This is a genomic window from Vibrio olivae (assembly GCF_042428525.1).
In the GTDB taxonomy this organism is placed as follows: domain Bacteria; phylum Pseudomonadota; class Gammaproteobacteria; order Enterobacterales; family Vibrionaceae; genus Vibrio; species Vibrio olivae.
In genome coordinates this window covers 333979-349977 of sequence record NZ_JBHMEP010000001.1, presented here as the reverse complement: position 1 = coordinate 349977, position 15999 = coordinate 333979, and the positions used below count along the sequence as shown (strand labels likewise).

At 47.7% G+C, this 15999-nt stretch carries 11 protein-coding genes; 2 read left to right on the top strand and 9 right to left on the bottom strand.

What is annotated here, in order from left to right; all coding sequences use genetic code 11:
* Positions 1-110 precede the first annotated feature (110 nt).
* Positions 111-677, bottom strand: coding sequence for a porin family protein (locus ACFFUV_RS01695; protein ID WP_390189201.1), 567 nt, complete (start codon positions 675-677; stop codon positions 111-113).
* Between the two features lie 514 nt (positions 678-1191).
* Between ACFFUV_RS01695 and ACFFUV_RS01690 the strand changes: the two genes are divergently transcribed.
* Positions 1192-2538, top strand: coding sequence for a diguanylate cyclase domain-containing protein (locus ACFFUV_RS01690; RefSeq protein ID WP_390189199.1), 1347 nt, complete (start codon positions 1192-1194; stop codon positions 2536-2538).
* 56 nt (positions 2539-2594) lie between these two features.
* Here the strand turns inward: ACFFUV_RS01690 and ACFFUV_RS01685 are convergent, their stop codons facing one another.
* On the bottom strand, positions 2595-4676 hold the full coding sequence (locus ACFFUV_RS01685; protein ID WP_390189197.1) for a glycosyl hydrolase family 28 protein: 2082 nt from the start codon (positions 4674-4676) through the stop codon (positions 2595-2597).
* Between the two features lie 326 nt (positions 4677-5002).
* The gene (gene gbcB, locus ACFFUV_RS01680) at positions 5003-6130 is read right to left on the bottom strand and encodes a glycine betaine monooxygenase reductase subunit (RefSeq protein ID WP_390189195.1); all 1128 of its coding nucleotides are present in this window, start codon (positions 6128-6130) and stop codon (positions 5003-5005) included.
* A gap of 322 nt (positions 6131-6452) precedes the next feature.
* On the opposite strand from gbcB, the gene gbca reads away from it, so the two are divergent.
* Complete coding sequence (gene gbca / locus ACFFUV_RS01675) at positions 6453-7718, top strand: glycine betaine monooxygenase oxygenase subunit (protein ID WP_390189194.1); 1266 nt, start codon at positions 6453-6455, stop codon at positions 7716-7718.
* 179 nt (positions 7719-7897) lie between these two features.
* Here gbca and ACFFUV_RS01670 read toward each other — a convergent pair whose 3' ends face one another.
* The 6 genes from ACFFUV_RS01670 to dgcA all read right to left on the bottom strand — a co-directional run bounded on the left by ACFFUV_RS01670 (position 7898) and on the right by dgcA (position 15973).
* Positions 7898-8122 (bottom strand): hypothetical protein, encoded by a 225-nt coding sequence (locus tag ACFFUV_RS01670; RefSeq protein ID WP_390189192.1) that lies wholly within the window; start codon positions 8120-8122, stop codon positions 7898-7900.
* 32 nt (positions 8123-8154) lie between these two features.
* Entirely contained in the window at positions 8155-9750 is a 1596-nt protein-coding gene (locus ACFFUV_RS01665; RefSeq protein ID WP_390189191.1) for a BCCT family transporter, read from the bottom strand.
* A gap of 144 nt (positions 9751-9894) precedes the next feature.
* On the bottom strand, positions 9895-10686 hold the full coding sequence (etfB, locus tag ACFFUV_RS01660) for an electron transfer flavoprotein subunit beta (protein WP_390189189.1): 792 nt from the start codon (positions 10684-10686) through the stop codon (positions 9895-9897).
* The gene (etfA, locus tag ACFFUV_RS01655; protein WP_390189188.1) at positions 10676-11920 is read right to left on the bottom strand and encodes an electron transfer flavoprotein subunit alpha; all 1245 of its coding nucleotides are present in this window, start codon (positions 11918-11920) and stop codon (positions 10676-10678) included. The genes etfB and etfA overlap by 11 nt, the downstream gene beginning before the upstream one ends.
* Positions 11921-11929: 9 nt before the next feature.
* Positions 11930-13897 carry a (Fe-S)-binding protein gene (locus tag ACFFUV_RS01650; RefSeq protein WP_390189187.1) on the bottom strand — a complete coding sequence of 656 codons (1968 nt, stop codon included), beginning with the start codon at positions 13895-13897 and terminating at the stop codon, positions 11930-11932.
* A gap of 12 nt (positions 13898-13909) precedes the next feature.
* Positions 13910-15973, bottom strand: coding sequence for a dimethylglycine demethylation protein DgcA (gene dgcA, locus ACFFUV_RS01645; RefSeq protein WP_390189186.1), 2064 nt, complete (start codon positions 15971-15973; stop codon positions 13910-13912).
* Positions 15974-15999: the final 26 nt, after the last annotated feature.

The window sequence follows — 15999 nt, the reverse complement described above, 5'->3', positions numbered from 1 at the left end:
TTAAATCTGTATTAAAGCACCCTTAATGGGTGCTTTTTATTTTAACTTACGATAGTAAATAATAAAAAAGCCGTGATTGAACACGGCTTTTTTATTTAACTGGTTTGATACTAGAATCGGTATTCAGCACCAATCGTTGCTTGTTTAAAGTCTGTATTGGTATCTGCACCGTCATTAATATCATTAGCGTCTAAGTCGACATCATACCAAGTATATTCTGCATTGATTAAGAAGTTATCAGTTACTTTAAAACCAACACCAGCACCAGCAAATACCGCTTCATCATCTTCATCGCCATTTACACCAACAATATCGTAGTCAGTGGTATACCATAGTTGACCACCTTTCGCATAAAGCTCTACGCGGTCACCAATTGGCGCGGTCAGTTTTAGAGCGGCAGTATAACCATCAGTTTCGGCGCTTGCGACACTGCCACCATAAGAACCGAAGTCAATGTAACTGCCTTCGACACCAATGTAACGGTTTAATTTAAAACCAATTAAAGCCTGCATTACATCATTGTCATCATCAAAATCATCTTGCCCATCTATTTTTACGTAGCCGTAGTTACCGCCTACATAAACGCCACTTTCATCGTCCAAAACTGCCGCTTGTGAAATTGTGCTGAACGTTGTTAGAGCCATGGTACCCGCTAGAATTGGAAGGATCTTTTTCATCTTTTACTCCTAGTGATTTTGAATAAGCTATCAAAATAGATGCTTTTATTGTTAAACGTGAATTACGTTCTAAATAATTCAAGAGCCATGCCAAGATAATAAAATGAATAAATTATTATCGTTTTTAAGCATTATTTTCTTTATAGCCCTTGATACGTGATGATTTAAATTTATATCAACCATAAATTTCCATGTTATTATTCCGTCATAACTAAGTTAAAGTTATATGGTTTAAATAATAAAAGAGTCGTACTTCGGTAATATATTCATTGTTATTGAATTATTTTCAGGTGCTAGACGGAAAGTAAAAGGTTTGGTTAGAAAATATCACGACGGCAGGGTCTGCCTACCCGGACACTCGATTTAAGCCTCTGAAGTGGCAGCGTATCGCAAAAAGTTCAGCGAATATTTTGGTTTAGCACTAAAATTTTAGAAAAAACTTGAGATTCTTAACGCCTGTAGGCAAGGTCGTCATTATCTAAAGCACATGCTATAGGGCAGTTTAGGGCACAACATGTTTTCAAAGATCAATAAAAAGAGCCACATTCTGTTTGCGCTGGTTTCGCTTTTGTTTTGGTTGGTTGCGGTAACAACCATTCATATTATATCGGCTCAATTCATTCAGAAAGAGTCATTAAAAGTCGAGCGCGTGATAGAAAAAAACGTGGCGTTAATGCGTGCTAAGTTTGAAGCCACCATCTTTATGGATACCTACTTGGCTGATAGCCTTGCTACCGTTGTCACCATTGACCCAACCTTCGCTATCGCCAATTGGGATAACATTGCCTCTAAACTATTGAGTAAAGCGCTCTTTGTACGCAACGTCGGTATTGCTCCGGATAATGTCATCTCAAAAGTGTACCCATTAACAGGCAATGAAGGCGCAATTGGCTTTGATTTTAAAACCAATCCACAGCAACTGCGCACCGTCTTGTTAGCGAAAAATCAGCAGCAAGTTTATATAGACGGTCCACTCACTCTCGTGCAAGGGGGAGTCGGGTTGATTGCCCGCTATCCAATTTTTTCTGACTACCCTCTCAATGAAGATTATTGGGGAACCGTTAGCGTTGTTCTCGATTACAATAAGCTCATCAAGCACATTGGAATCAATGAGTTTGAGAATGCTGACATCGCTTTTCGTCGCAACGACAATCGCCACGTCTTTTTAGGTAATGCAGACGTCTTCAATAACCCAGACATTGAAAACACCGTGATGCTTCCTAACGGCACTTGGGAAATGGCCGCAAAATACCGTTTGGATAACGCAGAGCACATCCAATTTACCAAGCAAGTGGTTTACACCATTGGCTATATGATTGCAGTACTGCTTTACTCTTTGATTTTTATCCACTTTAGAAACTATCGAAAAGTGCATAAAGCCTCTTTATACGATGAATTGACCCATCTGCCGAATCGTCGTCTGGCGATGAGCCAACTTGGTCAGTTAGTAAAAAGTGATGACGGTGGGTCATTTGCCGTGTTGAATATCGATCTCAACGATTTCAAGCTGGTGAATGATCAGTTAGGGCATGAAGCAGGAGATGAGCTACTTAAACACATCGCTCATTATTTAAAATTGAGTGTACGCACTAGTGATACGGTCGCGAGATTTGGCGGCGATGAGTTCATTATTATTTTACGCCATGTCTCTGAGGCGAAGAATGTTGAGGTGGTCGTCGAAAAAATCCATCAGATGTTCGCTGATAACCCGTTATCGTGGGGCAAACATAAGATAGAGCCATCAGTGAGTATTGGTTATGCCCTTGCGCAAAAAGAGACTGAAAATGTCAAACATTTACTCTCTGAGGCGGACCATGCCATGTACAAACAAAAGCAGAAATACAAAAACAAGAAGCATTAGTTTGGTATTTGATACTGCGGCTAACGTTAAGAAAGGGGCTTGAGGCCCCTTTTTCTTTATTGTGTCACACTGTCAGGCATCGGAGAGACCTGCTCAAATGTCAGATTTTGTGAATCTTCGATTTGCCAAGGTGAATCATAGCCTTCTTCCCAATTTTCAAATGTCACATTGGAGAAGGTGGAATCTTTTAGCCGGTGAATATTGGTGACTTTACTGTTGCGAATGGAGACATGGTCAAACACAATGTTTTGATGGTAGTTTGCTGAATATGGCAGAGTATTAATTGACCCATCATAAGCATCACTTTGAATCACGGCTTTGGCACTACCGCTTGGGTCCACATTATCTAATGTGACATTCTTGACCGTGATATCATGAAAGTAAGCTGCCTCATTGGCATTGGTGTAGACATTATCACCCGCTGAATAAGACAGCGTAAAGATAAACGCATTCCCCTGGCCCCCTCGGTTATCGATTTCCACCCCGTTGATGTCATGAGTATTGTTGGTACCAATATCTTTCATCGCATTATCTCGAAAGACAATATCTCGCGCACCACCGCCCGTCGCCGGGGTACTTTTCAGGCGTAATCCATTGTCCGTCATAAAGGCCACATTTTCTTCAGCAAGAATGTCTTGAATCCAAGCGCCAGTATGGCTACCCGCGACCAACACTCCATGGCCCTCACGCGTGTAGTTATTAAACACCCACCCATCTTCGGTCGGATTAATCTCATCATTGGCTTGGTCATACTCTTCTCCCTGCCCAGCCGCGAAATTGATACAGTCATCGCCACTGTCAATAAAGTTCGCGTACACATGGAAGTTTGAGGTATTGCCAAACTCAACGCCATCAGCATTATTAATGTCAAAAGTCTGGGTGGTGGTATAAGCAAAGACGATGTTTTCACCTTCTAAAAACATCACGCCATGATACGCCGGATTCCTGAAAGTAAGGTCCGCCACGTACATATTCGTTACTCCGCGAAAGGTTGTCAGGCTAGAGCGGCGATCGGCATATAGATCACGATTGACTTGCCCTTGGAAATCAATGTCCGCCATGCTTCCCGTCCAACTCTCAGGTGCATATTCTTGGTAACCCGCGAGCATTTGATTCATGGCCAAGACGCCAAGCGTATACACTTTCTCGCGACTACCAGGCTCATGGTAAGGCAAGGTGTTTCCCGCTTCATCTTGCGTCGTTCCACTGACAACCCAACCGTTGCCATCGAGCACGCCTTTACCAACGACTCGAATGTTCTCAAACACACCCCGTCTTCCATCGTAGCCATCCTGAGTGCCATTGCTGGTATTACGATGATCCTCACTTAATACATTTAATAAAGAAGGTGGCCGTCTTGAGTCAGTGTCATGGGTGCGATAGCTATAGAGTTGGTAGCCCTCACTCAATGGATAATCGGCGCTGCGAATCGAGCCAGCTAAGGTCGCCCCTTGTTCTATTTCAAACGTCATATTACTTTTTAAATACAGCGCGCCCGTCATGAAGACGGCACCATTCGGATTCGCCGGTATCACCACTTTGCAACCATATGCACTGGTTGAATCGCCTGAGCATTGGTCAATCGCTTGCTGAATCGCCACAGTGTTATAGGTTTCACCATCACCGACCGCGCCGAAATCGGTCACATCAACGACATGGGTAAACTGGGCAGTCGTCACGCTTACTGCTGGGCTCGGGTTTGACTCATGGCCATCAGCATAAACCGCAGCAACCGAAAACTGATAGTCAGTCGCTGGGGTTAACCCCTCAACTTTGTAATTCAAATACGTAGGGCGATGATGAAAGCCAGCACTGTCTTGCTCAGCAAACGCATCCATGTAGGGTTTGGCTGGGTTAAATTGGCTGTTGTTTTCGCTGGCCACCCCCAAAGACTCACCGTTCATGTAGACACGATAATCGACGATATCGCTGTAATCACTGGGTTTATTCCAAACAAGGCTAACACTTGTATCATCATAAGCGAGCGTCGGTACGTAAGGCATTTGCATAACACTGGATGGTGCACTCGGACTCTCAGGTGTATCAAGATCGGAATCCGTATCCAAGTCCAAATTGCATCCGACAAGGACGGTACTTGAGGTAAATAACAGTAGAGTAATCTTGTTCAACAGTTTCATTATCCCACCTTTCTAAAATATGGCTTTATAAATTATTCAACCCTATTTCATACACTAAACAGATGGATTTAAAACGGATAAAAAAAGGATATGACGGTGCCCTCTCACTCTACAAAATGCTCTGTGCCGAGTTTGTGATCAACCAGAATAAAAGATATGACCAACTGTAAAAATATCTTTTATTTTCAAATAAATAAAATTAAACAGCACATTGATAACAACGAACCATGTCACCGTTCGATGGGTCATTCATTGGATAAAAACAAAAAAGCCGAACGTTGTACGCCGGCTTTTTTACGATTCATACCAAAGGTCAAAGGTCGATATTAAAATTCCACTTTCACATCACTTAAGGGCACACTGCAGCACGAAAGAATATAGCCGTCTTCGACATCCTCATCGGTGATACCACCGTTGTGTGACATTTCTACCTCACCTTCAATTCGCTTAACTTTACACGTACCACAAATCCCCATACCACATGCTTTAGGAATATGTATACCCGCTTTGGCTGCGGCGGAATGGACCGTTTCCCCCGGTGCCACCAACGCGCTTTTATCGGTATCTAAAAATGTGACTTCCAGTAGATCACTGGGGTGCATCGCTTCGGCGGCTTCTTCGGCGGCCTCAGCATCTTGTGCCGCCTGCTCTTCAATGGTTTCGGGGGTCGCACCAAACGATTCTTCATGGTAACGGCGCATATCAAAGCCGAGGTGTTCTAACAAGAAACGGATGGCTTTCATATAGGGGGCAGGCCCACAGCAGAATACCTCACGCTCAAGAAGATCCGGCACCATGATTTGCATCTTAATGTTATCAAGGTAGCCGCGATAACCTGACCACTCTTGCCCTGACTCAATGCGCTCACAGATAAGGTGCAAGTCAAAGTTGGCTATACGTGATGACATAAACTCCAACTCATGGCGAAAGATAATATCACGCGGCGTTCTGGCACTGTGAATAAAGACCATGTCGAGATCGGTATTGGTATCGTACGCCCAGCGCGCCATCGACATCACTGGAGTAATCCCAACCCCGCCAGATAAGAACAGTGCTTTGTCTGATGGATAATCGATACTGTTAAACTGCCCCACCGGCCCGTGAGCGGCAAGTTCCATCCCTTCAGACATGTTGTCATGCAGCCAGTTAGAGACCAAACCACCGGGTACACGCTTAACCGTAATCGAGAAACTGTAAGGCACGGAAGGCGAACTGGAAATCGTATATGAGCGAAAGATCTGTTCCCCGTCAATTTCCAGTTCTAAGGTGACAAACTGACCCGGCTTAAAAAAGAACATGATCGGCTGTTCCGCCATAAAGCAATAAGTGCGTGTATCCCAGGTTTCCTGGATCGTTTTCACGCAACGAACGACATGGCGACCATTGCTCCAAGTTTGCGTTGTCACTGGGACAAACGCGTCGTTATTGACGACCGAAATATTGGCGTTGCTCATTGGGCTCGTTCCTCTCGAGACGGGGTGTAAAGTGTTTTCCCTAACACGGGTATCTTGGCGCTATTGTTGAATTAACCGCTCGATTCCATTTATCTTTTCACGACAAAAAATTATCCAAAAACAACCACTGAAAATAAAAATTCATTCCGCTGTCTCAAACAGCATGGTTTTGTGTCGTGAACAGAATCGTCAATATCATTACAACTAGGCAGGATATTGTCTCAAACTCCTTCCCCATAGCCAGCGGTTACGGGTAAGTCGTTTACGCATGGACGCCCAACAGGGCAATTTACACCCACATTACACCGGGAAGATAGCTCAAATGACACAAAACGATTTGCTTAACCTCAACTACTCCAGCATTGATGATGCTCGAGAAGAAATGACTCGATTACTCAGTGATCGCAATCCTAACTACTCTTTAGCGCAACCCTTATACAACGACCCGTATATGTTTAGAGTTGACATGGAAGAGGTTTTTCAGAAGGAGTGGTTGTTCGTCGGCATGAGCAGTGAAATTCCAACCAAAGGTGATTACTTCACTGTCGAGATTGGCCAAAACCCTGTTCTTATCGTGCGCGCGGCCGATGGCACCATTAATGCCTTTCACAATACCTGTCGTCACCGTGGGTCTCGTATCTGCTTGGAGCACCGAGGAAAAGTCGCTAACCTCGTTTGCCCATACCATCAGTGGACATACGACACCAAAGGCAATTTGCTATTTGCTGGCACCGAGATGGGCGAAGGTTTTGACATGAAGCAGCACGGCTTACGCACCGCGCAGTGCAAAGTGGCGGGCGGCTTCATTTTTATTTGCCTATCGGAAGAGCCTCCAGAAAGCGATTTCGAAGAGTTCTTAGCCACACTGGAAGAGTACATGGAACCGTATGATGTGGATAACACTAAACTGGCGGTAGAATCAAACATGTACGAGAAAGCCAACTGGAAATTGGTGCTTGAGAATAACCGTGAGTGTTACCACTGCGCAGGCAGCCACCCAGAATTACTCAATACGCTTCTAGAGTGGGATGACACCAATGACCCACGGGCGACACCTGAATTTTTGGCACATTACGCCAAACAAGCAGAGGCTTGGGATGCAGAAGGCATTCCTCATCAACACAAATCGTTCGGACACCGCAACCGTATCGTGCGTATGCCGCTCAAAGAAGGCACCGAAGTGATGACAATTGACGGCTTAAAAGGCTGTGAAAAACTATTAGGCCGAATTAAGAGCCGTGAGTTGGGGTCAATGCGTATTCTTCACCTGCCCAACTCTTGGAACCATATGCAAAGCGACCACTTTATCGTGTTCCGCGTGCTGCCAATTTCAGCTCAAGAGTCATTGGTCACCACCAAATGGTTTGTGCACAAAGATGCCGTAGAAGGTATTGATTACGACCCTGAACGTCTGCGTCAGGTCTGGGATGCAACCAACGACCAAGACCGAATTCTCGGTGAGGAGAACCAGCGTGGTATCAACTCAATGAGTTACCAGCCGGGCCCTTATTCCACTACCTTTGAGTTTGGTGTCATCAACTTCATTGATTGGTATGCCAGCAGCGTTTTGAATAACCTTAATAAATAATCAGCATTGATTGGATTAAGCCTCGCGATAACGGGGCTTTTTTACCCTTGGTGTTTTTCTTTAATCTCGCCCCACAAGGCGCGCAAAGTAAACACATTCTCAACTTAAAAAACCTCCCGGTTGAGAGACAAAAAAGCCAGCCCTAAAAGGCTGGCTCTGATTTATCCTTACAGCGGCGCTTAACGTGCTAACAAGGGCTCCACTTCGGGAAGAACCTCCGCATCAACCGCCAATTCACGGCTCATGGTTTTAAAGGCTTTGACCTCATTAGGCGTCGCGGTTGCAAGCCATTGTGTCAATTGCGCTTTCACTTGTTCGACGTTTGCATTTGGCGCAACTTCAATACCCAGTTGCTTCAACTGGAAAATGAAGTCCTCCAAGTCAACTAAATTTGCATACATCATTGTTCTTCCCTCTCTTCTCTGTGTTGAAAGATTTAACGAAGTTCAGTCTGTAAGCCGCGATATAAGCTGACACACATCAGAATCAACACTAAAGTAAACGGCAATCCTGTCGTAATTGCCCCGGCTTGTAAAGCGGTCAGCGCTTCATTACCGCCTCCTACTAACAACGCACAAGCAATAATCCCCTCAACTGATGCCCAAAATAAGCGTTGTGGAACGGGCGCATCCAGTTTTCCGCCTGCGGTAATACTATCAATGACAAGTGACCCCGAATCCGATGAGGTGACAAAAAACACCAAAACCAACACAATACCAATGATCGACAACAGTCCACTCAGGGGTAAATGTTCAAACATCTGGAACATCGCTTGCGCAACATCGCTGATACCGTCAGCCAGTTGACCAACACCGTGTGTGGCTTGGTCCATCGCGGTTCCCCCCATCACGGCCATCCATACAATGGTCACTACCGTCGGGATAAGCAGTACCGCAGTCACAAACTCTCGTACTGTACGCCCCTTTGAAACGCGGGCAATAAACATGCCGACAAACGGTGACCAAGAAACCCACCAAGCCCAGTAAAAGACAGTCCAACCGTGATACCAGGTGCTGTCATCACGGCCTATCCAGTTCGATAGCGGTAAAAAGTTTTCAGCATAGGCAGAGGTCACGGTCGCAACTGAGGAGAAAATGGTCAGTGTCGGGCCAACCACAATAATCAGTGCGATCAGGGCTGCAGCGATGATCATATTTATGTTACTGAGCAGCTTAACACCGCCATCTAAGCCTCGTGCGACCGATACCATCGCAATGGCGGTGACCAAAACAATGAACCCCACCTGAGTGGTGAGATTGTTTTCAATCCCAAATAAGAAACTTAACCCACCAGCCGCTTGCTGCGCGCCAAGGCCAAGTGAGGTGGCTAATCCAAAGATGGTGGCTAAAACCGCAAGAATGTCGATGAGATGGCCTATCGGTCCCCAACAACGGCTTCCGAGTAACGGATAGAAGGCAGAGCGAATGGTTAATGGCAACCCTTTGTTGTACGCAAAAAAAGCCAAGGATAATCCAACGACCGCATAAATGGCCCAAGGGTGTAAGCCCCAATGGAACATGGTTGCGCCAAGGGCAAGTTCCATACCTTGCTCAGTACGCGCAGCAACGTTAAGCGGTGTTCCGTACCAATCGGTGTAATAGGCAACGGGTTCTGCTACGCTCCAGAACATCAGCCCAATCCCCATTCCTGCGGCAAATAGCATTGAAAACCAAGAGAGGGTCGAATATTCCGCTTTTGCGGTTTCACCACCAAGGCGAATTTTACCAACGGGCAGCACAATCAGCGCCAAACAAAACAACACAAAAAGATTGCAGCCAATCATAAATAGCCAATCAAAGTTATCGATTGACCAAGTTCGAGCGCCCATAAGCACTTCTTTACTGCCAGCGGGAAACAAAAGGGTGGCAACGATAAACAGCAATATCAACCCCGCAGCAATACCAAACACCGGATTATGTACATCCATGCCAAACACCTTTACGTTGTCTTGGCCGATGACATAATCGGTATCATATTTCCCCGGGCCGCTGTTATCCTTAACAACCCGTTTTGCCTGTATAACATCTTTCATTGAAGACTCTCCTGAGACCTCCCTACCCGGTCAACCGCTATGGATTGTCGAATAAACCAGGCAGAGAGAAACTTCCTTAGTTAACTGTCATTATGGTTATGTGAGTAGACGATCTTAGTCTCCAGCGTGTTGGCTCAATACGCTTCAGCGCACCACGCCTTCCTCCAACAACAGATCAAATACGGCCTGCGCCATTTCCTTCGCGGGCAGGTCGCGTAATACTTTTCCTTCATCTCCGGATGATTTTTGGGTCGCAGCTTTCAAGCGATCCGCTGCGGATTTCGCTTTAACCACTTTGAGACGTTTTGGTCTGTTACGCGCTGGGCTAACTTGCCACTCAGCTTGCTGCGCGTCGGTAATACTGGCTTCGGTCATGCTGTGATCAATCTGCGCACGCTGGCCAGGGCCAAAGGCACTTTGCCGCGGCTCTTTTGCCGCCATATCCACACTGGCAATAAATGGCAGCGGCACTTTGAGCTTGCGACGTTGTCCACGTGGTTGAGCTTGCAGCACTTCTGCCACGCCTTTTTCAATACTGAGGATCTCAGTAATACCGCTGACCACCGTGCAACCGAGATGTTCAGCCAACAAATACGGCATCATGCCGGAGGACTCACCTCGCTCAGCACGCACTCCGGTTAAAATCACATCTGGAACATCGGCAGCGAGGTAGTGAAGTAAGCTTTCCAGCGCATCGTCTTGCTCGCGCTGTTCAATGACCCTTAATGATTCGAGGCCCATACCAGCATAACTACGTAAAGTGGCATCATAAGGATTGCCAGCGTGAAGAACTTCAAGAATACCTGGCTGCAAATTCAGCCCCAGTTCAACGGCTCGAGCATCGGTTTCTGCTCTGCGCGCTCGCTGAGAGCTAGGGTGCAGGCCAATTGACACCAACACACGAACATCAAGATCGGGAAAACGACTATGCGGCATGACGCGCCTCCTGTTGTCGATGGGCTTGGACCAATTCCACTAACGCTTGCATTACCTCGCTACTGTCACCAATCACACTCAGTGCCGCCCGTTTGACCATGTCACAGCCCAGATCGGTATTAATCGCGATGACCTTATCGCATTGACCAATGCCTTGTAAGTGCTGAACAGCGCCAGAGATACCAACCGCGACATACACTCGCGCCGTAACCCAAGTGCCCGTCGCGCCGACTTGACGAAAACGTGGCATATTCCCGTCATCCACTGCTACCCGGCTAGCCCCTTCCGTCGCACCAAGTTCTTGCGCGGCAAGATGGAACAGAGGCCAATCATTGACGCCATTACCCGCAGAGAGAATAAATTCCGCCTCGCTCAAAGGAATTGCGTTCGGGTCAACCTCAATAAAGCCAAGATCGCGAATGCCTGCATGAATTGCCTCAGGATCATCCAGCGCCAACGTCAAGGCTTGGTGACGCGTTTCATCAATCGGTTCGGCACATTCTTCAAGCATCAATAGGATTTTTGGTGTTTGACGATGAATGTCCGTCAAACCACCAGCACCTCGCCCTATGCATGTACTGACTTCAGCATGCCAAACTTGGGTAGCAGGTCGTTCGCCAAGTCTTGCAGCCAAGCGACGTCCCAGTTCAAAACCGCCAGCGCTGCTGTCAGGAAATAGCCAAAAACGCGGCTGATACTGGGCATCGACTTCGCAAAGCAGTGCAGTTTTGCGCTCTGGTACATAGCTTTGAAACTCATTGCCGCTCAGGTGTAGTAAGCGATCGACTCCGGCTTTTTCAAAGCGGTCTTCTCGGTGCTCCCCAAACACAACAGCCATCACAGCGCCAGCGCCTTCACTCTCTCGCACAAGCTTGTGGGCTTGCCCCAACACATCGAGATCGTGAGAAGTGAAACGCCCTCCGACCATGTCTGGAACAACCACGACATAAAAATCTGGGTCACTGACGGTATGCAGCGGTAATTCAACTTCGGCATTCGCCGCGCCGCGCATTCGGTGACCAGAAAGCGACATCGGGTGTTGAGCATTCAAGCGGTCAATACGCTTGATGCCATTCGGGCCAATAAACCCTTGTTGATGAGGATTGCGGCGTTCAAGGCCGGTTGGCCCGTATACTTTACCGCCAGCCTGCGCCAGAGCTTGATGCTCAGGATGAAGGCGATTGCGCGCAATCCATTCAAGACGCGGGTCGCGGCGAATAATATCGTCACTCATAATCTTCTCCTAAGCACTGATTGGCAGCGATTCATTGGGATCAAACTCAATCGGTTGAGAGTGAAGTTCAACCTGCTCGACCAACGACTCAGCGACAATTTCAGCAATGTCTTTGACTTCAGGACGTGGCTCGACCACCCCTTCAAGCATGGCCGTACATTGCTGGCAACCCACGGCGACCAATTCGGCCCCTGTGGCTCGAATATCATCCATGCGCATGTCGGCAATTCGGCGTTCGCCTGGAATGTCGGTAATCGGCGCCCCACCACCACCACCACAGCAGCGAGAGCGAAAACCACTGCGCTCCATTTCCACCAACTCAATCCCAAGCTCAGCCAGCAGTTCACGCGGTGAATCGTATTCACCGTTGTAACGACCAAGATAACAAGGGTCGTGATAGGTCACGCGCTCCGCTTTAAACGCGGTCAACGCAATTTTCTGATGTTTGACTAGCTGGTTAATAAAGGTCGTATGGTGGAGCACTTCATAATCCGCGGCTTGCCCTTCTGGATAAAAATCGGGGTATTCATTTTTCAAACAATGAAACGCATGTGGATCGGTGGTGACAAGTTGCTTGAACTTATAACGGCTAAGTGTGGCGATGTTTCGTTTCGCTAAACGCTGGAAGGTCGCGTCATCACCCAAACGGCGTGCTAAATCACCACTGTCCAATTCTTCATCACCCAAAATCGCAAAATTGACGTTGGCGTTTTTCAGCACCTTGACGAACGCCCGTAAAATTCGTTGGCTACGCATATCAAACGCACCGTCAGAAATCCAAAACAGAACATCGGCTTGCTGCACGTCTTTCATCTGCGGTAAGTTTTGATCCGCGGCCCAGTTCATTCGTTGATTCGGATTAAACCCATTTGGATTATCGGTAACGATAAGGTTTTCAAGCACCTCTGCCCCTTTGTTCGGCGTTGCCCCTTTCTCTAGCGTCAAAAAGCGACGCATATCGACAATCGCATCGACGTGCTCAATCATCATCGGGCACTCTTCAACACAAGCGCGGCAGGTGGTGCATGACCATAACGTTTCGTCACTCACCAACCCGTTAGTGATCACTTGGTCTGAACCGCCTTTGGCACAACCCACTTCTTTACCTGGATAAGGGCTGCCAGCGTATTTCGCGTCACTGCCACCGGCAAGGCCTACCACCATATCTTGAATCAGCTTTTTCGGGTTGAGTGGCTGCCCTGCAGCAAAGGCAGGACACATGGCTTCACATTTCCCGCACTGTACACACGCATCAAATCCCAGTAGCTGATTCCATTTAAAATCACGTGGTTTTTCCACACCCAGTGTCCGTTGTTCCAAATTCAGCGCTTTAAGACCCGTGGAACGGCCGCCACCAAAGCGTTCGGGGCGACGGTGAAACGCCAAGTGAAGCGCACCGGCAAACGCGTGCTTCATCGGCCCGCCCCAAGCCATACCAAACACCAACTCGCCTAACCCGATGATTACGCCAAACGCTAAAATGGCCGAAATCAATCCATTACCAAAATGTTCAGGAAGAAGCCCTGCTGTAGGGAGCGTCAAAACGATGAACGTTAAGGAAAACGTGAGCAGGCTTTTAGGCAAGCGCATCCACGGACCTTTCGATAGACGGGAAGGTGGGTTGCGGCGGCGATAATAAACAAAGCTCGCGCCAATCGTCATCAGGACCAACGCCCCAAGTAGCGCCCAACTTAACCACTGTGCCTGCAAACCAAACAGATGCACAGCCAACACCAACACCATCGATAGCACAAAACCACCCGCCGTAGCGACGTGTGTGCGCGACATGTACTTGTCGCGTTCTACCACGTGATGCAAGTCTTTAAGATAGCGGCCCGGCATCGCCATTAAGCCGCCAAAAAAGTGGACTGGTTCAGGTTGACCCGCGCGCCACAATCGAACGCGGCGGACCATCCCTATCAGAGCGAGTGCCAACACTGCCACCAGCAACGTTGGAATCAACCAATCGAAAATCATGACCGGCTCCTATTACAAATCTTTGCATAACCGAAGTGCGTCATAGATAGCCGCATGGGTATTACGCTGTGACACACAATCACCCAAACGCCATAAAATCATACTCTCGGTTTCTTGCTCCAAAATGGGTTGCGGCTTAGAGGCAAACAGTGCTTCGTTATCAATTTGACCACGATTACATGACTGCGCTTTGAGCTCGTAATACAAGCCCTCATTAGGACGAGTGCCATTTTCGACCACGATTTGGTCGACCACCCGCTCTTCTTTTTGTCCGGTATACTCGTTTTCGAGTACGGCCACGAGTTTGTCACCTTCGCGATAGACTTTCTCTAACATCAAGTCAGGGGTCATGATGACTTCTTTTTCATACAGGCTACGGTAGTACGTTGGGAAGGTAGTGCCCCCAATGCCGACGCCGGGTTTGATGTCATCAGTCACCAATTCGACCAGTGAACCTTTTGATGTCAGATAATCGGCAGCGGACATACCGGAAAACTCACAGATGGTGTCGTAAATCAGCACATTTTTTCCTGGCTCAACCACACCATTGAGGATATCCCAAGTAGACACCACGAGGCCCTCTTCGGCGCCCCACGCTTTATTTTGCTCTAGGAATGGCGTTCCCCCCGTGGCAAGAATGCACACATCAGGGTTAAGCTCAGCAATCATATCGGCCGTTACATTGGTATTAAGCAACACTTCAACCCCGAGGCGATCAAGTTCCATCGCTAGCCAACGCGTAATCCCTGCCATTTGGTCACGCTGCGGTGCTTTCGCGGCGATCGTCACTTGTCCGCCAAGCTCGGCATTTTTTTCCAAGAGCGTGACTTTGTGTCCGCGCTCCGCCGCAACACGAGCGGATTCAAGCCCACCGGGTCCGCCACCAACAACAACCACATTGCGAATCGCACCAGCAGTTTTTTCAATTTGATGTGGCATGCCCATGTATTCGCGTGAGGTTGCTGCGTTTTGAATGCACAATACATCGAGGCCCATATATTGACGGTCAATGCAGTAGTTCGCACCCACACATTGGCGAATTTGGTCAACTTGATTCATCTTGATTTTGGTGATGAGATGCGGGTCAGCAATGTGTGCGCGCGTCATACCGACAAAATCAACGTAACCCTGTTCCAGAATACGTTTAGCTTGGTTCGGGTCCTTGATGTTTTGCGCATGGATCACCGGCACTGACACCACTTCTTTTATACCTGCGGCAAGGTGGATAAATGGCTCGGGTGGATAACTCATATTTGGAATTACATTGGCTAACGTGTTGTGCGTGTCACAACCCGAACCTACGACGCCAAAGTAATCAATCATGCCAGTTTGGTCGTAGTAAGCGGCAATCTGCTTCATGTCGTCATGGTTAAGGCCATCAGGATGGAACTCATCCCCGGCAATACGCAGACCAACAACAAAATCATCGCCAACCGCTGCACGCACCGCTTTAAGTACCTCCATACCAAAACGCATTCGGTTCTCAAAGCTTCCGCCCCACTCGTCAGTACGCTGGTTAACACGGGGTGACCAAAATTGGTCAATCATATGCTGGTGTACGGCGGAAAGCTCCACCCCATCTAGCCCACCTTCTTTGGCTCGCACAGCCGCTTTGGCAAAGTCACCGATCACACGCCAAATGTCTTCTTCTTCAATCACTTTACACGTCGCGCGGTGCACCGGTTCGCGAATACCCGATGGTGACATTAGGTTTGGCCAGTTTTCACCATCCCAACGCGAGCGACGCCCCATATGAGTAATTTGGATCATGATCTTACCACCATGCTTGTGTACGGCATCGGCAAGATTCTGGAAATGGGGAATGATGCGGTCGGTGGATAAGTTCACCGAACTCCACCAGCTTTGTGGGCTATCAATAGCGACCACACTCGAGCCGCCACAGATACACAGGCCGCAGCCTCCTTTGGCTTTTTCTTCGTAATATTTAACGTATCGATCGGTGGTCATACCGCCGTCGGTGGCATATACCTCAGCGTGAGCTGTACTCACGATACGGTTACGGATAGTCAGCTTATTGATGTTCAATGGCTGAAAAAGGATATCGAACTGCGACATGATTCACTCCAACTCGTGTAAGTCGG